The sequence below is a fragment of the Enterobacter sp. E12 genome, assembly GCF_014596715.2.
In the GTDB taxonomy this organism is placed as follows: Bacteria; Pseudomonadota; Gammaproteobacteria; order Enterobacterales; family Enterobacteriaceae; genus Enterobacter; species Enterobacter bugandensis.
The window spans coordinates 845,040-867,043 of record NZ_CP115601.1 but is presented as its reverse complement, the minus strand read 5'-3'; the positions used below and the strand labels follow the sequence as shown (position 1 = coordinate 867,043).

Sequence of the window (22,004 nt, the reverse complement as noted above, 5' to 3'; positions counted from 1 at the left end):
TAATGATTCTCAATTTGGCACGGGGCGTGCCTGACTGATACCATTGACGACACTTAGACTAGTATTGTCGAAAAAATCGACACCGATGGACAGATTACATGGCTATCTCTATTAAGACACCTGAAGAAATTGAAAAGATGCGCGTCGCCGGTCGTCTGGCCGCGGAAGTGCTGGAAATGATCGAGCCGTTCGTGAAGCCGGGCGTCAGCACCGGCGAACTGGATCGCATCTGTAATGACTATATCGTTAACGAGCAGCACGCGGTTTCCGCCTGTCTCGGCTACCACGGCTTCCCGAAATCCGTCTGCATCTCTATTAATGAAGTGGTTTGCCACGGTATTCCGGACGACGAAAAACTGCTGAAAGATGGCGATATCGTCAACATCGACGTGACCGTCATTAAAGACGAGTACCACGGTGACACCTCGAAGATGTTCATCGTTGGCAAACCAACGATTCTGGGCGAGCGTCTGTGCAAAGTGACGCAAGAGAGCCTGTACCTGGCGCTAAAAATGGTTAAGCCGGGCATCCGCCTGCGCACCCTCGGTGCCGCAATTCAGAAATTCGTGGAAGCGGAAGGTTTCTCCGTGGTGCGCGAATACTGCGGTCACGGCATTGGCCGCGTCTTCCATGAAGAGCCGCAGGTTCTGCACTATGATGCCGATGACGGCGGCGTGGTGCTGCAAAAAGGGATGACCTTCACCATCGAACCGATGGTCAACGCCGGTGACTACCGCATTCGCACCATGAAAGACGGCTGGACGGTGAAAACCAAAGACAGAAGCTTGTCTGCCCAGTACGAGCATACTATTGTGGTAACGGACAACGGCTGCGAAATTATGACGTTGCGCAAGGATGACACCATCCCGGCGATACTGACGAACATTGAGTGATAAGAAGCCGGCAAATGCCGGCTTTTTTAATGGCGATAGCTTTTTCTTATGGGTGGCGCACGATGAGTAATCTATTACCCGAACAGTATGCTAACACAGCACTTCCCACCCTCCCCGACCAGCCCGATAACCCGGGCGTCTGGCCGCCGCACGAGCTGACCTGCGCGCACATAAAAGCCCATATGGATGTTTTCCACCGCTGGCTGGGCAGCGCGTTCGACGCGGGCGTCTCTGCCGAGCAGCTCATCGAAGCGCGCACCGAATTTATCGACCAGCTCCTGCAGCGTCTGTGGATCGACTACGGTTTCGGGCAGGTGAGCGACGTCGCGCTGGTTGCCGTCGGGGGCTATGGCCGCGGGGAGCTGCATCCGCTTTCCGATATCGACCTGCTGATCCTGAGCCGCAAAAAGCTGCCGGACGAACAGGCGCAGAAAATAGGCGAGCTGCTGACTCTGCTGTGGGACGTCAAGCTTGAAGTCGGCCACAGCGTGCGCACCCTGGAAGAGTGCCTGCTGGAGGGGCTATCGGACCTGACCGTCGCCACCAACCTGATTGAAACCCGCCTGCTGATTGGCGACGTCGCGCTGTTTCTGGAGCTGCAAAAGCATATTTTCAGCGACGGCTTCTGGCCATCTGAGAAATTCTTCGCCGCCAAGGTCGAGGAGCAAAACCAGCGCCACCAGCGCTACCACGGCACCAGCTATAATCTTGAACCTGATATTAAAAGCAGCCCCGGCGGCCTGCGCGACATTCACACGTTACAGTGGGTCGCCCGTCGTCACTTTGGCGCCACCTCGATGGACGAGATGGTCGGCTTTGGCTTCCTGACCGAGGCCGAGCGTAACGAGCTGAACGAGTGTCTGCACCTGCTGTGGCGCATCCGTTTTGCCCTGCATCTGGAAGTTACCCGCTACGATAACCGCCTGCTGTTTGACCGTCAGCTCAGCGTAGCGCAGCGGCTGAACTATCAGGGCGAAGGCAACGAGCCGGTTGAGCAGATGATGAAGGATTTCTTCCGCGTCACCCGCCGGGTTACCGAGCTGAACCAGATGCTGTTGCAGCTGTTCGACGAGGCCATTCTGGCCCTGACTGCCGACGAAAAGCCGCGCCCGATTGACGATGAATTCCAGCTGCGCGGCACGCTTATCGATCTGCGCGACGAAACGCTGTTTATCCGCGAGCCGGAAGCGATCCTGCGGATGTTCTACACCATGGTGCGCAACAGCACCATCACCGGGATCTACTCCACCACCCTGCGCCATCTGCGCCACGCGCGCCGCCATCTGACGCAGCCTTTGTGTTACATCCCGGAAGCGCGCTCACTGTTCCTGAGCATGCTCCGCCATCCGGGTGCCGTCAGCCGCGGGCTGCTGCCGATGCACCGCCACAGCGTGCTGTGGGCCTATATGCCGCAGTGGTCGCACATCGTTGGGCAGATGCAGTTCGATCTGTTCCACGCCTACACGGTGGATGAACACACCATCCGCGTGATGCTCAAGCTGGAAAGCTTTGCCAAAGAAGAGACGCGCTCCCGCCACCCGCTGTGCGTGGAGCTGTGGCCGCGCCTGACCCATCCGGAACTGATCCTGATTGCCGCCCTGTTCCACGACATCGCCAAGGGCCGCGGCGGCGATCACTCGGTGCTGGGCGCGCAGGACGTGCTGAAATTTGCCGAACTGCACGGTCTCAACTCGCGCGAAACGCAGCTGGTCGCCTGGCTGGTGCGCCATCACCTGCTGATGTCGGTCACAGCCCAGCGTCGCGATATTCAGGACCCTGAGGTTATTAAGCAGTTCGCCGAAGAAGTTCAAACGGAAAACCGTCTGCGCTATCTGGTCTGCCTGACGGTGGCCGATATTTGCGCCACTAACGAGACCCTGTGGAACAGCTGGAAGCAGAGCCTGCTGCGCGAGCTGTACTTCGCCACCGAAAAACAGCTGCGACGCGGGATGCAAAACACCCCGGACATGCGCGAGCGCGTGCGTCATCACCAGCTGCAGGCGCTGGCGCTGCTGCGGATGGATAACATTGATGAAGAAGCGCTGCATCAGATTTGGGCCCGCTGCCGTGCCAACTATTTTGTGCGCCACAGCGCAAACCAGCTTGCCTGGCACGCGCGGCACCTGCTGAAGCACGATCTGTCTCAACCGATGATCCTGCTGAGCCCGCAGGCCACGCGCGGCGGAACGGAGATATTCATCTGGAGCCCGGACCGGCCTTATCTGTTTGCTGCCGTCTGCGCCGAGCTGGACAGGCGTAACCTGAGCGTTCACGACGCGCAGATTTTTACCACCCGCGACGGCATGGCGATGGATACCTTTATTGTGCTGGAGCCGGACGGCAGCCCGCTGTCCTCGGACAGGCATGAAGGGATACGCTTCGGTCTGGAGCAGGCGATCACGCAGCGCAGCTGGCAGCCACCGCAGCCGCGCCGTCAGCCGGCGAAACTGCGTCATTTTACTGTCGATACCGAGGTCAACTTCCTGCCGACCCACACCGACCGTAAATCGTTCCTGGAGCTGATCGCGCTCGACCAGCCAGGGCTGCTCGCCCGGGTCGGCCAGGTTTTTGCCGATCTGGGAATTTCGCTCCATGGGGCCCGAATTACAACCATTGGCGAGCGAGTAGAAGATTTATTTATAATCGCCACCGCAGACCGGCGTGCCCTTAATAATGACCTGCAGCTTGAAGTGCAACAACGGTTGACAGCAGCCCTCAATCCAAACGATAAAGGGTGACGTGTTTTTTAGTGAAATGGAAAGAGTAAACAATGCAGCAGTTACAGAACGTTATTGAGTCCGCTTTTGAGCGTCGCGCCGAGATCACCCCGGCAAATGTGGATACCGTGACCCGTGAAGCGGTAAACCAGGTTATTTCCCTGCTGGATTCCGGCGCCCTGCGCGTGGCAGAAAAAATCGACGGTCAGTGGGTCACTCATCAATGGCTGAAGAAGGCCGTGCTGCTCTCTTTCCGCATCAACGATAACCAGGTTATCGACGGAGCAGAAAGCCGCTACTTCGATAAAGTGCCAATGAAATTCGCGGATTACGACGAAGCGCGTTTCCAGAAAGAAGGCTTCCGCGTGGTACCACCAGCGGCAGTACGTCAGGGCGCATTCATCGCACGTAATACCGTGCTGATGCCATCCTATGTGAACATCGGTGCGTACGTTGACGAAGGCACCATGGTCGATACCTGGGCAACCGTCGGTTCCTGCGCGCAGATCGGTAAAAACGTTCACCTGTCCGGCGGCGTCGGCATCGGTGGCGTTCTGGAGCCACTGCAGGCTAACCCGACCATCATCGAAGACAACTGCTTCATCGGCGCGCGTTCAGAAGTGGTTGAAGGCGTGATCGTGGAAGAAGGCTCCGTGATCTCCATGGGCGTTTACATCGGCCAGAGCACCCGCATTTACGATCGCGAAACCGGTGAAGTGCACTACGGTCGCGTTCCGGCGGGCTCAGTGGTCGTTTCCGGTAACCTGCCGTCAAAAGACGGTAAATACAGCCTGTACTGTGCCGTTATCGTGAAGAAAGTGGATGCGAAAACCCGCGGTAAAGTGGGCATCAACGAACTGCTGCGCACCATCGACTAATCCCCGACGCGTTGATAAACCGGGACGCGCCTGTGCGTCCCGGTATAATCATCATAAACGTCCGTTTCCGCAGTCGCGATTGCCATTCCCTTTTTTCTCAACCCTGCGATATCCGCCGCCATACGCTGGCTCCCCAGCCAGAAAAGCCCGTCGAGAGCCGTCACAGCCAGACCCGACTCCAGCGCCAGCTTCAGTCGCTCACGCGGCGCTTTTACCTCTTTGGCGATCTGCCGGAAGGGCTCTGCAGTAAGCCCGGTGGGATCGATCCGCCGAATGCGGGTGCTCATGCGGTACTGAAAAGCCTCAGGAATTGCATTGAGATCGGCTTTCAGGCTGTAGACGCAGCCAAGGCGCTTGCCGTTAAAGATGACGTTCTTCTGGCTTAGCTGAAACTCATCGCGCAGCCCGGCGATAAGCTGAGGGGCGCGGGTCAGCACCAGTCGGAACGGCAGTTCGAAGCTGGTGACATAATCCACGTTCACTAAGGCAATACGTAAACGCTCTTCCGCACCCGCCTTTAGCTGGCGGCACTCTGCGGCAACTTCTGCCCACTGGTGCGTGAGCCTTGGGCTCTCATCTGCGGCGCCAAAGCTGTATTTTTCGATCTGATAATCAATGCGTCCTGACATGTCATTATCCCCGCGGGCTACGCTTTCGTGCGATAACTTTGCCTCATTTCCCCGCTTTTGAATACCCGTCTCGCTCGCCTTTTCTCACCTGAAGTAACAATGATGAATCTCTTTACAAGCAAGTTCGCCTCGTTACCTAATGCAAATTTTTTCTTTTAAAACATAGGTTTGTTGAAAAACAGGATTAACGATATTATTCGTGAACAGCAAAAAATAATCTGGCCTTGCGGGCAATAAACGGGAATCGTGCAATGAGTCATTACGGCAAAATAATTGGTGCGGGGATCGCAGGTCTGGTCACTCTGGCCGGGACGTATTTATGGGGAAAAAATAACGGCAAAGACGAAGGGATTGCTGAAGGGCAGCAGATCGCAAAAGCTGAATACGCCGAAAAGATCAAAAAACTCCAGACTGAACTGGCGGACAAGATGCGCGATATCAGTAAACGGGATGACTTTATCCTCGCGGCGTATGCGCTGGGGACATGCTGCATCAAGGCTAATGGCAAGACCCCAGCGGAAAATATTGCCCTGCTGGATGATGCAGTGTCTGGTCTTGTTCCGCGGGAAAAGTTACCTCAAGCCGTTCAGCAGAAGATCGTCGAGATGGTCGAAACACCGCCCAATCTGCCAACGGTTTGGTCACTTATAAATGAATATCAGCTTAACGATGCGAAAAGCCTGGAGAGGTTTAGCCTCATTGTTGGCATGATGGCAAGTCAGGATGAGCTAAGAACACAAAGCGAAAGTGATTTTATGGCCTCCTGGAACTTACTGGTTGCGGCCTGAGGACGACGGATGACAAATCTTAATGCACATCTCGCCAGAATGAAAAAGCTGCAACAGGTGCGGAATGCCCCTGCGCTAAAATCCGTGGCGACGGCGTCCGCCATCGAAGCTCATCTGACCGGAGAAGTCGATGCTGCATTTATAAAGGGGTGCGATACAGGCAGCATTTACCGCGAAGCGATCATGGGGGCCAACCTGGCGGTCAGCAACGACGACGTTATGGCCCGCCTGAACGTAATCTCAACGGGCAGCGCAATCGACAATATCCTCGAACCCGTGTTTCTCAGCCTGCTCGACGGCACAATGCGCGCCTGCAATATCGGCACCCGACAAGGTGTTACCCCGTCCCGCCTGTACCAGGAGTGCCGGGCGTTCAGTTACGAAGCGCCCGAAAGAAATGCCTTTATGCTGGATAGCTACAGCGAGCACTTGAACGAGCGTCAAAACATTGACCGTTTTTCTGAACAATCGTCGTTTAACGGCGGCGAAATGACGCGCAACAACGACTCTCTGAACATGCGCGATGGTGCAAAAATGAAGGCCCGTAAAGAGAACCATTTCTCCGGTAATCTGCGCGCTGAGGATGAATATGGTAACGGCACGATCTACCAGTACAAAAAACATGCGAAAAGCGAGGGAGAGCAGAAGCAGGCTGCCGAAGTCGATCATGTCGTCTCCTGCGCCGAAGTATGCAACAACCTCAAAAGCAACAAGGCTCTGAAGCTTGATGACATCAAAAATATTCTCAATATTGACGAAAATTATGCTGTTACCACCATGCAAAACAACCGTGGCGAGAAAACCGGTAAGTTCGCTAAAACCCGCGAAGAACTCCAGCAGGAGATCGATCAGGGCTTTGTAGTTGTCAAAAAAGGGAAAAAAGATGTCGCGCATCCGCTGACAGAAGAGGAAATCAAAACGCGGCAGGTGATGGTCGAGAAAATGGACATCGCGCAGCAAACGATGGATACCAAAACCAATGAAACCGTATTTGATAATATCCGCAAGGATCGCGACGTCCAAAAAGTTCTGGCGAAAGATGCGGCCCAGGCATCAGGTCATCAGTCGCTGGGCGATCTCATTCTCTTCATTATCAAGCCTCTTTACTATGAGCTGCGCAGCTGTTTAACGCACGGTATTGAAGCTGGCGTAGGTGCGAGCGATTTTTCGCAGGCTCTGTCGATTCGTCTTGGTCGCATGAAAGATCACATTCTCAAAAACGCTGTCGTTTTATTAAAAGATGTTGCCGTCGGCTTTATTAAAAATTTCGTGTCGATGCTGCTGGAAGGGATTGTTAACTGCTTCGTTGGCGTGTTCAAAAACATCATGCGGATGGTAAAAGAAGGCTTTAAGGTCCTGATGCAGACGGTACCGATCCTCAGGGATAAACACAGCAGTATGGCCCAAAAAGGCGATGCCATTCTTAAGCTTGTAGCAGGTTCTCTTTCCGTCTTTGCGGCTATTGGCCTTGAGTCATGGCTCAGCGGCCTTGGTCTACCAGGACCGCTCCCCATTTTACTCTCATCAGTCCTGACCGCCGTGATTACGGCGCTGGTGATGTTCCTGCTGGATAAGCTCGATCTGTTCGGCGTCAATCAGGCAATCAAAAAACAGCGGATCGACGAACTGTTGGAACAGGAAATTAACACCTCGGAAAGCGAAATGCTGGCCTCCATCACCTTACTGCGCTAGCGCTCAGATCGTCAGGTTTTGGTATTAAATTGATTTCCACTTGACGTAGTCGTTAAAAACAACAATAAACGAGTGGGGGCAATGCACCTTCCCTGCCCGGTAATTTCAGTGAAATGTAATCAGGATCGACCCCGCTTTTTTTGTATATGAGGGTGGCAAAAAGGAATTTTTTCGTTAATTATTCAAAGGTTATGTTGAGATAAGGGTACCGCTATGTACGATAATCTGAAAAGTCTGGGCATTACCAATCCTGATGAAATCGATCGTTACAGCCTTCGCCAGGAAGCCAACAACGACATTTTAAAAATCTATTTTCACAAGGATAAAGGAGAGTTTTTCGCCAAGAGCGTGAAGTTTAAATATCCACGCCAGCGTAAGACCGTCGTCGCTGACGGCGTAGGACAAGGGTACAAAGAGGTGCAGGAAATCAGCCCTAACCTGCGCTATGTGATCGATGAACTCGATCAGATTTGCCAGCGCGATCGCACTGAAGTCGATCTCAAACGTAAGATCCTCGACGATCTGCGTCACCTTGAAAGCGTAGTCACCAACAAGATCAGCGAGATTGAAGCGGATCTTGAGAAATTAACGCGGAAATAAAAGAAAAACGGCAATCCCTGATTGCCGTTTTTAGTGTTTGCGCCCTCTCCGCGTGGGAGAGGGATGGGGTGAGGGCACCAGACCGCACTCAGTCATCTCTGTTCGTCCAGCTGCAACGCGACATAGAGCAGCAGCCTGTCGTCAAAGTTTCCCAAATCCAGCCCCGTCAGCTCCGAGATCCGGTTTAGCCGGTACTCAAGCGTATTGCGGTGAATAAACAGCGCTTTTGAGGTCGCCAGCGGTTGCACGTTATGGCGAAACCACGCCTGCAGCGTCCGGCGCAGCAACCCATTGTTGTCCATCGCCTTCAGGCGCGCTAATGGCCGGGCCAGCTCATTGGCCTGCCAGCCGCCGCGCAGGCTGTCGAGCAGCACCGGCAGCATCAGATCCTGATAGAAATAACTGCGGCTCTCCGGCATCCGCTGCTTGCCCACCATCATGGTGGTGCGCGCGGTACGCCAGGACCGGGCGATGCTTCCCGGCCCGGTAAAGTAATTGCCCAGGGCAACGCGAAAACGCAACTGGCCGTTCTCCTGCATACGGGAAATCAGCAGTTCCACGCGACGACGATGGTCCTCAGCATCCCAGCGGCCAAACGCATTGAGCGCGGGTTTGAGTACCACCATTTCCGTCAGCGAGACGATCGCCACCAGGTTGTCGCGCTCCGGCGTCGCCAGCGCATTTTGCAGCTGCTGCAGCTCGGCCATCGCGCTGTCTACGCCAAGCTGTCCGCTATCGACCTCAATCACCGCCACCACGCGCGGCTGGTTCAGATCGATCCCCAGACGCTGCGCCCATTCGCTGAGTGCAGGCGTATGTTCTTCCGCCTGAATCAGGTTCATCACCAGCTCTTCACGTAAGCGGCTGTCCTGGGCAAGCAGATGCATCAGGCGCGACTGCTCCAGCATCATTTCCGCCGTCATGCAGACCAGCTCGCCGTATTTACGCAGAGATTCCGGTTCGCCCGTCAGGCCAATGACGCCAACAATTTCCCCTTCCAGACGCAGCGGCAGGTTGATACCCTGACGCACGCCGTGCAGGTGTTTTGCTACCGCATCATCGATATCAACCACGCGGCCCTGAGAGAGCACCAGCAGGGCTCCTTCGTGCAATTCCCCAATACGCTCGCGATCGCCGCTGCCAATAATGCGCCCGCGGGCATCCATTACGTTGATATTGGTATCAATGATGCGCATGGTGCGCGCCACGATATCCTGCGCCATTTTGGTATCAAGATGCCAGCCAGCCATGTAACCCTCCTGTGAGCAGAGCTCAAGCATAGGGAAGTTCAGCAGCGACTGCATTGTGCGAATGCACAAAGTGAGAGGGGGAAGTATGGAGTTGCGGTAGGCGTCACAGAAACGAGAAAGCCCCTGCGTACAGGGGCTTAAGAGAATTACTGCATCAGCAGGTAAATTGAGGTGTCACCGCGCTGGATATTCAGCGCCAGCACGGACGGTTTGCTGTCGAGAATTTTGCGCAGTTCAGCGATGTTTTTCACCGGTTGCTGGTTAGCCCCCATGATCACATCGCCTTTTTTCAGGCCGATACGGGCAGCAGGTGAATTTGCTTTCACGTTGTTCACCACCACGCCTTTGTCCTGGCCCTTGTTACTCATCTCTGCGCCTTCAATTCCGCTGAAGATGGTGCTGGAGTCCACCTGATTCTGGCTGCTCTGCTGCAGCTCCAGGCTTACGTTAACCGGTTTGCCGTCACGCAGCAGGCCAAGGGTCACTTTGCTGCCAATTGGCATCGAGCCCACTTCCGCACGCAGGGCGGCAAAGCTACTGATCGGTTTACCGTTCAGAGAGGTGATTACATCACCCGCTTTAATGCCCGCCTTCGCTGCAGAGGAGTTCGGCATAACCTGGCTGACGAACGCACCGCGCTGCGCATCCACCTTCATCGCTTTCGCCAGCTCGGAGTTCAGCTCGGTGCCCATAATACCCAGCTCACCGCGTTTCACCTGGCCGTACTGCACCATCTGAGCAGTCAGGTTTTTCACCATGTTGCTCGGGATAGCAAAGCCGATCCCGATGTTGCCGCCGTCCGGTGCCAGAATAGCGGTGTTGATACCGATCAGCTCGCCGTTCAGGTTCACCAGCGCACCGCCGGAGTTACCGCGGTTAATGGCCGCATCCGTCTGGATGAAGTTTTCATAGTTTTCCGCATTCAGGCCGCTACGGCCCAGCGCAGAGACAATACCGGAGGTCACGGTTTCACCCAGACCGAACGGGTTACCGATAGCGACGGTGTAATCGCCCACGCGCAGCGCATCGGAGTCGGCAATTTTAATCGCCGTCAGGTTCTTCGGATCCTGAATCTGGATCAGCGCGATGTCGGAGCGCGGATCTTTACCCACCACTTTAGCATCGAATTTACGACCATCGCTCAGCTGAACTTTAATGGTGCTGGCGTTATCCACAACGTGGTTGTTGGTGACCACGTAGCCTTTTGCGGCATCAATAATCACACCGGAACCAAGCGCCATGAATTTCTGTTGCTGGCCGCCGCCCTGGCCGTCATCCCCTGCGCCACCGCCCTGACAGAACGGAGAACTCTGGAATGGCGAACCGTCCTGGCAGAACGGTGAATTGTCACCGAAGAACTGCTGGAAGTTACGCGGCATGCGCGGCGTATTGACGGTCGTGCTGCCCTCAACGTTAATACTCACCACCGATGGCATCACTTTTTCGAGCATCGGTGCCAGGCTTGGCATCTGCTGCGCGGTTGCTGCCGACGACGCGGTCTCGGCTGCAGTAGCAGTCAGAGGAGACAGCGCTAAACCTAAACTCAGAGCCAGTGCACTCATTGCTAATGTGGTTTTTTTCATGTTTCTCAATCTCGATTTACAGGTAACGCAAAATTGCTGTGTAACTCAGATTCATTTTATACCGCTTAGTTCCGGCCATAAGTTTATGGAAAAGGTAAAAATTTATTGGCCTTCTTTACAAAACTCCGGAATTATTCCACGGCCATGAGCTTGCGGTATTCATCCCAGGCATACAAATCGGTCATGCCGCTGATATAGTCCTGGATTAGACGGCAGCGATAATAATATTCCATCACCGGCCATTCCAGAGCGTGGCGATCCAGCTTACCCATCGCTTCGACATACGCCAGCCGATGGCGGGTAGAAAGTTTCTGATAAAGCCGGGATTCGATAGGAATTCGCCGCACGCGTTCTTTTTCCACCAGCTCGCTAAACTCCTCGACGGAGAGCTGAAGCAACGGGGAATAAATTTCCAGTAATCCACTGATTACACGGTATCCCTGCAGTTCCAGCTGCTCGACATCAGGATGGCTGAACACATGCCGCATCGCCACATGTTTATAAAGCTCAAGGAGTTGGCTGAAACTGCTGTCATCTTCCAGCAGCGCGTGATTGAATTCCCCGCTAAAGATTTGCGGCAAATTATCAATAAAGCGCGAGGCGGCATACGGCACCAGTTTATTTAATGTATTGACCCGCAAATACATAAAGAACTGATCTTCCGTACTGCGGCTCAACGTATTTGAGCGCGATTTTTCCCAGGCATTTTCGACAACCTGCGCAAACAGCGATCCTTTTTCATGGGTTCCCCATGCCGCATAAAGATGCTGATAAAGCTCCTCGACGCTGAATATTCTTTTCTCAACGGCATCTTCCAGGTCAGCCACGCAATAGGAAATATCGTCGGCGGCTTCCATAATCCACGTCAATGGGAATCGGCCGTTTGGCGTCAGGGAAAGTTCTTTACGCAGCCGTTCTATATATGCCTCTTCGGAAAGGTAATAGCCCGGTTTTTTCATTAAATAGCTATGGGATGCGGGCGTCTCCCCCATCCACCACGCGGGACGCGTATATTTCAAAATGCAGCCAACCTGCGCCCAGGTCAGGTTCATGCGCATCAGGGAGTGCACCAGCCGGATCCCCTGCGCGTTGCCCTCAAAGTGACAGAGATCCTGGCGCACTTTGCGGCGCAGATCGTTCAGCCCTTCTTCGCCTTCACGCAGGCGTAAATCGCGCACGATGCAGCGGTCATCGCTGAGTGGCTGACTTGCCGCATCCGACGGATAAAGCCGTTGTTTAAACCAGTCATTAATAGCCGCCTCGCCAAAATGGCCAAAAGGCGGGTTGCCGATGTCATGCATCAGGCAGGCCATCTCAACGATGCTCTCGAAGGGCCCCGTCAGCTCATCCAGGCCATAGGTTTCCAGTAAACGCTGCTCTTTGAGGCGGCTTAAAATCTCTTTGGCAATATAACGCCCGACCTGCTGCACTTCCATGGAGTGGGTTAAGCGCGTGCGCACCGCGGCGTTACGCTCCAGCGGGAATACCTGGGTCTTTTGCTGCAGACGCCGGATGGCGGGCGAGTTAATAATCCTGCCGCGATCGCTTTCGAAGATACGCAGGATCTCATGTTCGCTCTTTTCGCCCTGCGGCGAACGGAAACGTCGGTGCCAGTTAATTTTGGTACGAAAATCGATTGGTGACATGTGCTCCCCCGCGTGAGAATGCGTTTCCCCTTAACCGCATGATAGACTATGCCTCTTAACAAGGCACATCGCGAGTAAATCTATGAAAATCGGCATTATTGGTGCAATGGAAGAAGAAGTTACGCTCCTGCGTGACAAAATTGAGAACCGTCAGACCCTCTCTCTCGGGGGTTGTGAGATCTACACCGGACAGCTGAACGGTGTTGAGGTGGCTCTGCTGAAATCAGGCATCGGTAAAGTGGCTGCTGCGCTGGGTGCGACCCTGCTGCTTGAGCGCTGCAAGCCGGACGTCATCATTAACACGGGCTCAGCAGGCGGTCTGGCACCGACGCTGAAAGTGGGTGATATCGTTGTCTCCGACGAAGCGCGTTACCACGATGCTGACGTCACCGCGTTCGGCTACGAGTATGGCCAGCTTCCGGGCTGCCCGGCAGGGTTTAAAGCTGACGATAAACTGATAGCGGCGGCTGAAGCCTGCATTGCTGAACTCAATCTCAACGCGGTACGCGGCCTGATTGTCAGCGGTGATGCGTTCATCAATGGCTCCGTCGGTCTGGCGAAAATCCGTCATAACTTCCCGCAGGCGGTTGCCGTAGAGATGGAAGCGACCGCGATTGCGCACGTTTGCCACAATTTCAGCGTACCGTTCGTGGTGGTTCGCGCCATCTCTGACGTGGCAGACCAGCAGTCTCACATCAGCTTCGACGAGTTCCTGGCCGTTGCGGCAAAACAGTCCACCGTGATGGTGGAACGCCTGGTGCAGAACCTGGCGCGTGGCTAAACGGTCTATCAGGGCGCTGGCCGCCCTGCTGCTGCTTGCACCGGCGTGGCTGTTCGCCGCGCCGCGTGTGATTACCCTTTCTCCCGCTAATACCGAACTGGCGTTTGCCGCCGGGATCACCCCCGTTGGCGTCAGCAGCTTTTCAGATTACCCCCCACAGGCGGCCGGCATTGAGCAAGTGGCAACCTGGCAAGGGATGAATCTTGAGCGCATTGTGGCGCTTAAGCCGGATCTCGTGCTGGCCTGGCGCGGCGGTAACGCCGAGCGGCAGGTTAACCAGCTCACCTCGCTTGGCATCAAGGTCATGTGGGTTGACGCGGTAAGTATTGAGCAGGTCGCTCAGGCTCTGCGCGCCCTGGCCCCTTATAGCCCTGCGCCTCAAAAAGCCGAGAGAGCGGCGAACCAGATGCTCAGCGACTATGCCGCGCTGAAAGCCCAATACGATACGCCTGTTAAAAAGGGCATCTTCCTGCAGTTCGGCAGCCAGCCGCTGTTTACCACCGGAAAAGGCTCGATTCAGAACCAGGTGCTGGAAGTGTGCGGCGGTGAAAATATCTTTGCTGCCAGCCGGGTACCGTGGCCTCAGGTGAGCCGTGAGCAGGTTCTGGCGCGCCAGCCACAGGCCATCGTCGTGGTCGGAAATGCGAGCGAGATTCCTAAAATTAAACAATTCTGGCAGAGCCAGCTAAAAATTCCGGTGATCCCACTCAACGGTGACTGGTTTGAACGCGCCAGCCCGCGTATTATCCTCGCCGCAAAACAGCTCTGTGCCGCCCTGGCAGAGGGTCATTAACATACGTTCGAGGATTTAACGATGCTCGTTTATTGGCTGGATATTCTTGGTACAGCCGTTTTTGCTATCTCCGGCGTCCTGCTCGCCGGAAAACTACGCATGGATCCGTTTGGCGTGCTGGTGCTTGGCGTGGTGACCGCCGTTGGCGGCGGGACAATCCGCGATATGGCGCTGGCAAATGGCCCGGTGTTTTGGGTGAAAGATCCTACAGACCTGGTCGTGGCGATGGTGACCTGTCTGTTGACCATTGTGCTGGTTCGCCAGCCCCGCCGATTACCCAAATGGATATTGCCGGTACTGGATGCCGTCGGTCTGGCCGTGTTTGTGGGGATCGGGGTGAATAAAGCCTTCAATGCCGGAACAGGGCCAATGGTGGCGATCTGCATGGGGGTATTAACCGGCGTGGGCGGCGGTATCATTCGCGACATTCTGGCGCGTGAGGTGCCGATGATCCTGCGTACTGAAATTTACGCAACGGCCTGTATTGCGGGCGGCATTGTCCACGCGACCGCATACTACACGTTTGCACTTCCGCTGGAAAACGCCGCGATGCTGGGGATGGTCGTGACGCTGGTGATACGTTTAGCGGCGATACGCTGGCACCTGAAGCTGCCGACGTTTGCGCTGGATGAAACTTCAAGATAGGCGTCGTTTATAAGCCCGGTGGCGCTTCGCTTACCGGGCCTACAATCCGCATTCAGGCTTAAATGCTGAACGAAGAACCACACCCGCAGGTGCTTGTTGCGTTCGGGTTGGTTACCACAAAACGCGAACCTTCCAGACCTTCGGTGTAATCCACCGAACCGCCCACCAGATACTGCAGGCTCATCGGGTCAACTACCAGCGCGACGCCTTGCTTCTCGATGGTCATATCACCGTCGTTCACCTGATCGTCAAAGGTAAAACCGTACTGGAAGCCGCTGCAGCCGCCACCGGTAATATAGACACGCAGTTTCAGATCCGGATTGTCTTCGTCGGCAATCAGGGTTTTCACTTTGTTGGCTGCTGCTTCGGTAAACTCCAGCGGCACAGCTACGTCATCACTCATCTTATGCTCCCATGAATACTGCTATTGGGTAAAATTCACCCAATTCTTTTCGTCATTATCTAATACCCTGGTAATTCATTCAAGTATTCTGCGTGGCGGCCCGCTCCGCCTCTTGTTTTGCCAGGGTACGCGCGAGGATGGTGGAGTATAGCGGTTTTCCACCCAGGAATTGGGCTAATAGTGTCGCGCCGAGACAAGTAATGATCATTGGCAAAATGAGCTGGTAATTATCCGTCATCTCCAGCACCAGCACGATGCCGGTTAACGGCGCGCGCAGGGAGGCGGCCAGCAGCGCCCCCATTCCGGCCACTGCAAAGGTGCCGGCGTCCAGGTGGTAAGCGGGGAAACCTGCCTCAGCCGCCATACCAAACGCGGTGCCGAGCAGCGTTCCCAGCGCCAGCATCGGGGCAAAAATCCCGCCGGGCGCGCCGGAGGAGAAGCACAGTACCGTCGTAATGACCCTGGAGAAAAACATAAACAGCAGCAAACCCACGCTGAAATTCCCGGCTGCGGCAATGGGAATCAGCCCGAAACCGCCGCCCGCGGCATTCGGTTCGATAAAGCCGAGCACGCCACAAATGCCGCCCAGCAGGCCGCCCATCAGCACCCATTTCGTGGTATTGCCGCCGTGAACGCGCTGGAACATATCCTGAGCGCGTAAGATAAAGGTGTTAAACAGCGGGCCCACCACACCAAAAATCATGCCGAGGATCAGGTACAGCCACAGGGTGTTAACCGGTGCGTTGGTCAGTTTACCGACTTCAATCACCGCCCCTTCGCCATTAAAGATGCGAAAGACGATGCTCGACATAATGACGCCGGTGAACACCGCTTTAATGGAGATCAGGTTGTAGCGGAACTGCGCGCGCATCTCTTCGATGATGAACAAAATACCGGCCAGCGGCGCGTTAAACGCCGCAGAAAGCCCCGCCGCTGCACCGGTGGCCAGCAGCGTATGGCGCGCCTCGGCGCTGCGCATGCGGAACAGATCGCCCACCATGCGGCCGACGTTCCCCCCAAGCTGCACCGTTGGCCCTTCCCGGCCGAGCACCATCCCTGCGCCCAGCGTCCCCATGCCGCCAATAAACTTAACCGGGATCACCCGCCACCAGCGCACCGGGCGCAGCTCCTCCAGCGCGCCTTCAATTTCCGGGATGCCAGACCCGCCCGCCTCCGGGGCAAATTTACGCACCAGAAAATACCCCACCATGGCAAACAGCGCAGACAGGCCGAATGCCGCTACCCAGACCAGCCATTCGCGATCGGCAAAACCGGCTACGGTACCGACTCGCCAGTTGAGTACGGCATTAACCGCTTTTTCAAACGCCACGCCAACCAGCCCTGCAAGGGTACCCACCACGGCAGCGGCCAGCAGGATCGCCAGCGGCGTTTTATCGCGATTGAGCAGCCGCCGAATGCTGATTCGGTGCTGGGCGCGCGTAAACTGTTGTTCTTCGAAAGACGGGGAATCTGATTTCATGTCCTGTTCTTATTCGTCATACAAAAAGCCGCGAAGATTTTACCAGAGACCTTCCCTGCGACGCCTGAAAAATACTTAACAAATCTTAAAGCATTAACAGGCTAAAAATTTCATAACCTTCTGCGGATCACTTAGAATAGTGTGCTTAATCATTTTATACGAACCAGGAACGACGCCATGAGCAAGTCTGAAAACCTCTACAGTGCAGCCCGCGAGCTAATCCCCGGTGGCGTGAACTCGCCAGTACGCGCCTTTACCGGCGTGGGCGGCACGCCGCTGTTTATTGAACGTGCTGACGGCGCGTATCTGTATGATGTCGATGGCAAAGCCTATATCGATTACGTCGGTTCCTGGGGGCCGATGGTTCTCGGACATAACCATCCTGCCATTCGTAACGCGGTCATCGAAGCCGCGCAGCGCGGCCTGAGCTTCGGTGCGCCGACCGAGATGGAAGTGAAAATGGCGGAGCTGGTTACCGAACTGGTGCCGACCATGGACATGGTGCGTATGGTGAACTCCGGTACCGAAGCCACCATGAGTGCCATCCGTCTGGCGCGCGGCTTTACCGGTCGCGACAAAATCATCAAATTCGAAGGCTGCTACCACGGCCATGCGGACTGCCTGCTGGTGAAAGCGGGCTCCGGCGCGCTGACCCTCGGCCAGCCAAACTCGCCTGGCGTACCTGCTGATTTCGCGAAGCACACCCTGACCTGCACCTACAACGATCTGAACACCGTTCGCGCGGCGTTCGAGCAGTATCCGCAGGAGATCGCCTGCATTATCGTTGAACCGGTTGCGGGCAACATGAACTGCATCCCTCCGCAGCCTGACTTCCTGCCGGGCCTGCGCGCGCTGTGCGATGAGTTCGGCGCGCTGCTGATCATCGATGAAGTGATGACCGGCTTCCGCGTGGCACTGGCGGGCGCCCAGTCTTATTATGAAGTTGAGCCGGACCTGACCTGCCTCGGCAAAATCATCGGCGGCGGCATGCCGGTCGGTGCTTTCGGCGGTCGTAAGGACGTGATGGAAGCCCTGGCGCCAACCGGCCCGGTTTACCAGGCGGGCACGCTATCCGGTAACCCAATTGCCATGGCTGCAGGCTTCGCCTGTCTGACCGAAGTGGCGCAGCCGGGTATTCATGAAACCCTGACGGACCGTACCACGCAGCTGGCAAACGGTCTGCTGGAAGCCGCAGAAGAAGCGGGAATTCCGCTGGTTGTTAACCACGTGGGCGGCATGTTCGGGATTTTCTTCACCGATGCGAAAACCGTGACCCGCTATCAGGACGTTGTGAAGTGCGACGTTGAACGCTTCAAGCGCTTCTTCCACCTGATGCTGGAAGAAGGCGTGTACCTGGCACCGTCCGCGTTCGAAGCGGGCTTTATGTCCGTGGCGCACAGCGAAGAAGATATCAATAACACCATCGACGCGGCGCGTAAGGTGTTTGCGAAGCTTTAAGATGTGCGGCTTGATGCCCTCACCCCAACCCTCTCCCACAGGGAGAGGGAGCAAACACTAAAACGGCAATCTAAAGATTGCCGTTTGCTTTTATTACCGACTCTGCTTTCTCAACAGATAGATAAAGTAAGGCGCACCGATAAAGGTCGACAGCAGGCCCGCCGGGATCTGATACGGGAACAGCACCATCCTTCCACACCAGTCGGCAAACACCAGAATGACCCCGCCCGTCAGGGCCGACATCACAATATGTGGCATCGTCCGTCGGAAACCCATCATTCTGGCGATATGCGGCGCCATCAACCCTACAAAGCTTAGTGGACCGATGGTCATGGTGGCGGTTGCCGTCAGACACGCCGCCAGCAGAAGAAGCGCGACGCGCGTTGGCGTCAGCGCTAAGCCAACCGCACGCGCGGTTTCGCCCCCCAGCGGCAGAATGGTCATCCAGCGACGGCACAGCGGTACCATCGCCAGCAGCACGATCATAACGCTTCCTGACCAGGCAACCTGGCTGGCGGTGGCGTTGTACGTTGAGCCGGAAATCCAGGTCAGGATCTTCGCCATGCGCGGATCGCCGCTCGCCTGCAGCATCATCAGCAACATAGTAAAGGCGGTGCTGAGCGCCATACCGGCCAGCAGCATGCGGTGCGGAGAAAATCCGCCGCGGCCAGAGGCAACCAGAATAATCATCAACGTGGCCGCCGCACCGATACTCCCGGCAGGCATCAGCCAGCCAAAAGCATTGCCCGGCACCAGGAAGAGCATCAGCACCACGCCAAAGGCTGCGCCGGAGCTGATCCCCAGCACTTCAGGGCTTGCCATCGGGTTACCGGTCAGACGCTGAATAATACAGCCCGCCACCGCCAACATCACCCCGGCAATCAGCGCGGAGAGAATACGCGGCCAGCGCCACTGCAGCAGTTCGTTGAGTAAGTCACCCGTTGCCCAGTGCCAGCCTGCGGCATCGCGCCCAAACGCGAGGGCGGCAAACGAGGCGATAAGCAACACCGCCAGACCGGCAAGGCTGAACCACAGCACCGACTGACGTTCAGCGTAGACCTTATCGCCCGCGTCCATCGCTGGGGCGCTGATGCTGCGCAGACGCGGGAGCAGCCACAGCAGCAGCGGCGCCCCAATAAGCGCCGTTGCCGACCCGGTAGACACTTCCATCCAGACGCGCGCCAGCCAGATAATGATCTGATCGGAAAGCCAGAGGATCAACGCCCCGATCAGCGGCGCCAGCAGCAGACGTGCCAGAAGGCGACGCGCCCCGAGCATTTTCGCCAGCAGCGGCGCAAAGAGGCCGATAAACCCGATGATGCCAACCGCGTTAACCAGCAGAGCGCTCAGCACAATCGCCAGCGTGAGCGCCGCCAGACGAGCCAGCGACAGCGCCAGCCCCAGGTTGCGCGCCACGCCATCATCCAGCCCCATCAGCGTCAGCGGGCGCAGCAGCAGCAGCGTGAGCACCACGCCGCCAAACAATTGTGGCCACAGGCGCTGGACGATACTCCAGTCGGTCTGGGTGAGCGTGCCGGTGCTCCACATAAACATGCTTTGCAGCTGGTCGTGGTGAAACAGCACCAGCAGCTGGTTGATCGCGCCGCAGTAGAGGCTGACGACCAGCCCGGCGAGGATCAGCGTGACCGGCGAGAGACGTTTTCCCCAGGCCACGCCAAAGACCAGCGCGCCCACGACGCAGGCACCTGCCAGCGCGGCAAACTGCGTGGTTAATGCCCCCGGCAGGGTCCAGAGGGTGGTGATAGTGATCCCCAGCTGTGCACCCGTCGCCACGCCCAGCGTGGTTGGCTCCGCCAGCGGGTTACGCAGCACCTGCTGGAACAGCACGCCCACCAGCCCCAGCCCCGCCCCGACCAGCAGGGAGATGCTAAGACGCGGCAGCAGGCTGTAGTGAAACAACATCTGCTGAATATTGTCGATATCCGGGGCGGCAAACGCGGCCGCCCACTGCTCGCGCGGCAGTGCCGTGGAGAGGTTGAACCCGGTTAGCGCCAGCGCCGCCAGAAAAATCAGCCCCAGCAGCAGCGCCGGGAAACGGGCAATACGCGTACTCATGCTTTGCCCCCCATCACGTTGTCCAGCACGCGGGCAAAGTGCATTGCCGACAGCGTCGCGCCGTAAAACCATACCGCAGGGGCGCGCAGGAAGCGCTGCTCGCGCACGAACGGCATCGCCTGCCAGAGCGGGGTCGCCATCAGGGTTTGCATTTCACGCTCGTTGCCGTGGTCAAAGCACAGCACGTCGACGTCGCGAAACGCCGCCAGGCGGTCGATGCCCACGGCGGTGCTTCCCCAGAACGTCATCTCGCCTTCCCAGGCGTTGCGAATGCCGAAGTTGTCGAGCACTTCCTGGAACAGGCAGTTCTTTCCAAAGACCAGCATATGGCGGGCATCGAGCAGCGTCACCATCAGCAAAGGCCGATCGCCACGGCGGGCAAAACGCGGCTTAAGAGACTCAATCAGCGCGTCAAACTCATCGAGATGCTGTTTTGCTTCCGCTTCCCGGTTGAGGAACTGGGCCATCTCGTGGATAGAATTTTTTGCCATGGACAGCGGCTTTTTACCGTCGCTAAAGGAAAAGCCTCGTCCCGGCGCAATCTTCGCCATGATCTCTTCCGACGGGCCATACCCCGCAGACCAGAATAAATAAGACGGTTTCATCTGCGTGAGAAGCTCAAGGTTTGGCTCCGTGCGCAGACCGATGTCGATGACCGAGTCCGGCAGTTTTGGCTCATTCACCCACAGGGTGTAGTTGGGAATGTCGGCCACGCCGTAGGGCGTGATACCCAGGGCCATCATCAGCTCGACGGGTAACCACTCCAGCGCCACGATGCGGTGCGGATCGATAGCGGCGGCGCGGGCCGGGGCCATCTTCAACAGCAGCGGCGAGAGCGCCATGGCCGTCAGCAGGCGACGGCGGCTAATGTATGTTGAATCCAGCATCAGTAGACAAAGCTCACCGGTGCAGCCCCGGCCGGGTGAGGCAGAATACCCATCGGAATACCATAAATCTGTTCCAGCGTTTCGCTGCGCATCAGCTCAGATGGCGTGCCCTGAGCGATCATTTCACCGCCGCGCAGCGCGACGAGGTAGTCACAGTAGCGCGCCGCCATGTTGATATCGTGCAGGACAGCGATCACCGTCAGGCCGCGCTGCTGGCTTAAGCGATGCACCAGCGCCAGCACGTCGACCTGATGGGCGATATCCAGCGCCGAGGTCGGTTCATCCAGCAGCAGGCAGCGGCTGTCCTGCGCCACCAGCATCGCAATCCACGCCCGCTGACGTTCACCGCCGGACAGACTATCCACCAGGCGATGCGCCAGCGGTTTTAGCCCTACCAGCGCAATCGCCTCTTCTACTTTCTCCCGGTCGGCGACGCCGAAGCGGCCAAGCGCCCCGTGCCACGGATAGCGGCCAATCGCTACCAGCTCACGCACCGTCATCCCTTCCGCCTGCGGCAGCTGCTGCGGCAAGTAGGCCACCTTGCGGGCAAAGGCTTTACTGCTCCAGCCCTCCAGCGGCCGATCGTCCAGCAGAATATCCCCTTCAGAAGGTGGCTGGTGGCGTCCCAGCATCTTGAGCAGCGTGGATTTACCGGAACCGTTGTGGCCAATTAGGCCCGTCACTTTACCGGCAGGAAACGTCAGAGAGAGCGGATGCAGCAGGGTGCGCCCGGGTACGCGAAAGGAGAGATTATTGAGCGTAAAGGTGGTGTCGGATTGCGTTTTATTATCCTGCATGTCAGCCA

19 protein-coding genes are annotated in these 22,004 nt (G+C 56.6%); 10 read left to right on the top strand and 9 right to left on the bottom strand.

Annotated elements, in window-relative coordinates:
* The first annotated feature begins 98 nt into the window (after nt 1–98).
* From map to dapD, 3 genes are all read left to right on the top strand, one after another.
* Entirely contained in the window at nt 99–893 is a 795-nt protein-coding gene (gene map / locus IB212_RS04110; RefSeq protein ID WP_028015578.1) for a type I methionyl aminopeptidase, read from the top strand.
* A gap of 62 nt (nt 894–955) precedes the next feature.
* Nucleotides 956–3,631 carry a bifunctional uridylyltransferase/uridylyl-removing protein GlnD gene (gene glnD / locus IB212_RS04105; protein WP_051486222.1) on the top strand — a complete coding sequence of 892 codons (2,676 nt, stop codon included), beginning with the start codon at nt 956–958 and terminating at the stop codon, nt 3,629–3,631.
* A 32-nt stretch (nt 3,632–3,663) separates the two neighbouring features.
* Complete coding sequence (gene dapD, locus IB212_RS04100) at nt 3,664–4,488, top strand: 2,3,4,5-tetrahydropyridine-2,6-dicarboxylate N-succinyltransferase (RefSeq protein ID WP_008501915.1); 825 nt, start codon at nt 3,664–3,666, stop codon at nt 4,486–4,488.
* On the opposite strand, the gene IB212_RS04095 is transcribed toward dapD, so the two are convergent.
* On the bottom strand, nt 4,485–5,117 hold the full coding sequence (locus tag IB212_RS04095; RefSeq protein WP_188245740.1) for a DNA-binding protein: 633 nt from the start codon (nt 5,115–5,117) through the stop codon (nt 4,485–4,487). The two genes, dapD and IB212_RS04095, sit on opposite strands and share 4 nt — an antisense overlap.
* A gap of 251 nt (nt 5,118–5,368) precedes the next feature.
* Here IB212_RS04095 and IB212_RS04090 point away from each other — a divergent pair, with 251 nt between their 5' ends.
* From IB212_RS04090 to IB212_RS04080, 3 genes are all read left to right on the top strand, one after another.
* A complete protein-coding gene (locus tag IB212_RS04090; protein ID WP_047363662.1) occupies nt 5,369–5,905 on the top strand; it encodes a hypothetical protein in 537 nt (178 codons plus the stop codon).
* A 9-nt stretch (nt 5,906–5,914) separates the two neighbouring features.
* A complete protein-coding gene (locus tag IB212_RS04085; RefSeq protein ID WP_188245741.1) occupies nt 5,915–7,597 on the top strand; it encodes a hypothetical protein in 1,683 nt (560 codons plus the stop codon).
* A gap of 213 nt (nt 7,598–7,810) precedes the next feature.
* Nucleotides 7,811–8,197, top strand: coding sequence for a DUF3461 family protein (locus IB212_RS04080; RefSeq protein WP_014168696.1), 387 nt, complete (start codon nt 7,811–7,813; stop codon nt 8,195–8,197).
* A gap of 92 nt (nt 8,198–8,289) precedes the next feature.
* Here IB212_RS04080 and cdaR read toward each other — a convergent pair whose 3' ends face one another.
* The 3 genes from cdaR to dgt all read right to left on the bottom strand — a co-directional run bounded on the left by cdaR (nt 8,290) and on the right by dgt (nt 12,676).
* Nucleotides 8,290–9,447, bottom strand: coding sequence for a DNA-binding transcriptional regulator CdaR (gene cdaR / locus IB212_RS04075; RefSeq protein WP_032644978.1), 1,158 nt, complete (start codon nt 9,445–9,447; stop codon nt 8,290–8,292).
* 146 nt (nt 9,448–9,593) lie between these two features.
* A complete protein-coding gene (degP, locus tag IB212_RS04070; RefSeq protein ID WP_028015572.1) occupies nt 9,594–11,030 on the bottom strand; it encodes a serine endoprotease DegP in 1,437 nt (478 codons plus the stop codon).
* Nucleotides 11,031–11,161: 131 nt separating this feature from the next.
* Nucleotides 11,162–12,676 (bottom strand): dGTPase, encoded by a 1,515-nt coding sequence (gene dgt, locus IB212_RS04065; protein ID WP_028015571.1) that lies wholly within the window; start codon nt 12,674–12,676, stop codon nt 11,162–11,164.
* An 82-nt stretch (nt 12,677–12,758) separates the two neighbouring features.
* On the opposite strand from dgt, the gene mtnN reads away from it, so the two are divergent.
* From mtnN to IB212_RS04050, 3 genes are read left to right on the top strand one after another with little or no spacing between them, the layout of a single operon-like run.
* Nucleotides 12,759–13,457, top strand: coding sequence for a 5'-methylthioadenosine/S-adenosylhomocysteine nucleosidase (gene mtnN, locus IB212_RS04060; RefSeq protein WP_028015570.1), 699 nt, complete (start codon nt 12,759–12,761; stop codon nt 13,455–13,457).
* Nucleotides 13,450–14,250: a vitamin B12 ABC transporter substrate-binding protein BtuF gene (gene btuF, locus IB212_RS04055; protein WP_188245742.1), complete on the top strand. Its 801-nt coding sequence runs from the start codon at nt 13,450–13,452 to the stop codon at nt 14,248–14,250. The genes mtnN and btuF overlap by 8 nt, the downstream gene beginning before the upstream one ends.
* A 21-nt stretch (nt 14,251–14,271) precedes the next feature.
* Entirely contained in the window at nt 14,272–14,895 is a 624-nt protein-coding gene (locus IB212_RS04050) for a TRIC cation channel family protein (protein ID WP_028015568.1), read from the top strand.
* 58 nt (nt 14,896–14,953) lie between these two features.
* On the opposite strand, the gene erpA is transcribed toward IB212_RS04050, so the two are convergent.
* Nucleotides 14,954–15,298 carry an iron-sulfur cluster insertion protein ErpA gene (gene erpA / locus IB212_RS04045; protein WP_008501923.1) on the bottom strand — a complete coding sequence of 115 codons (345 nt, stop codon included), beginning with the start codon at nt 15,296–15,298 and terminating at the stop codon, nt 14,954–14,956.
* A gap of 79 nt (nt 15,299–15,377) precedes the next feature.
* Nucleotides 15,378–16,778 carry a H(+)/Cl(-) exchange transporter ClcA gene (gene clcA, locus IB212_RS04040; RefSeq protein WP_041911200.1) on the bottom strand — a complete coding sequence of 467 codons (1,401 nt, stop codon included), beginning with the start codon at nt 16,776–16,778 and terminating at the stop codon, nt 15,378–15,380.
* A 177-nt stretch (nt 16,779–16,955) separates the two neighbouring features.
* On the opposite strand from clcA, the gene hemL reads away from it, so the two are divergent.
* Entirely contained in the window at nt 16,956–18,236 is a 1,281-nt protein-coding gene (gene hemL, locus IB212_RS04035; RefSeq protein ID WP_041911201.1) for a glutamate-1-semialdehyde 2,1-aminomutase, read from the top strand.
* 93 nt (nt 18,237–18,329) lie between these two features.
* Here the strand turns inward: hemL and fhuB are convergent, their stop codons facing one another.
* From fhuB to fhuC, 3 genes are read right to left on the bottom strand one after another with little or no spacing between them, the layout of a single operon-like run.
* A complete protein-coding gene (gene fhuB / locus IB212_RS04030; protein WP_163332629.1) occupies nt 18,330–20,312 on the bottom strand; it encodes a Fe(3+)-hydroxamate ABC transporter permease FhuB in 1,983 nt (660 codons plus the stop codon).
* Nucleotides 20,309–21,199: a Fe(3+)-hydroxamate ABC transporter substrate-binding protein FhuD gene (gene fhuD / locus IB212_RS04025; RefSeq protein WP_163332630.1), complete on the bottom strand. Its 891-nt coding sequence runs from the start codon at nt 21,197–21,199 to the stop codon at nt 20,309–20,311. Before fhuD ends, fhuB begins: the two co-directional genes overlap by 4 nt.
* Nucleotides 21,199–21,996: a Fe3+-hydroxamate ABC transporter ATP-binding protein FhuC gene (gene fhuC / locus IB212_RS04020; RefSeq protein ID WP_059354876.1), complete on the bottom strand. Its 798-nt coding sequence runs from the start codon at nt 21,994–21,996 to the stop codon at nt 21,199–21,201. Before fhuC ends, fhuD begins: the two co-directional genes overlap by 1 nt.
* Nucleotides 21,997–22,004 lie beyond the last annotated feature (8 nt).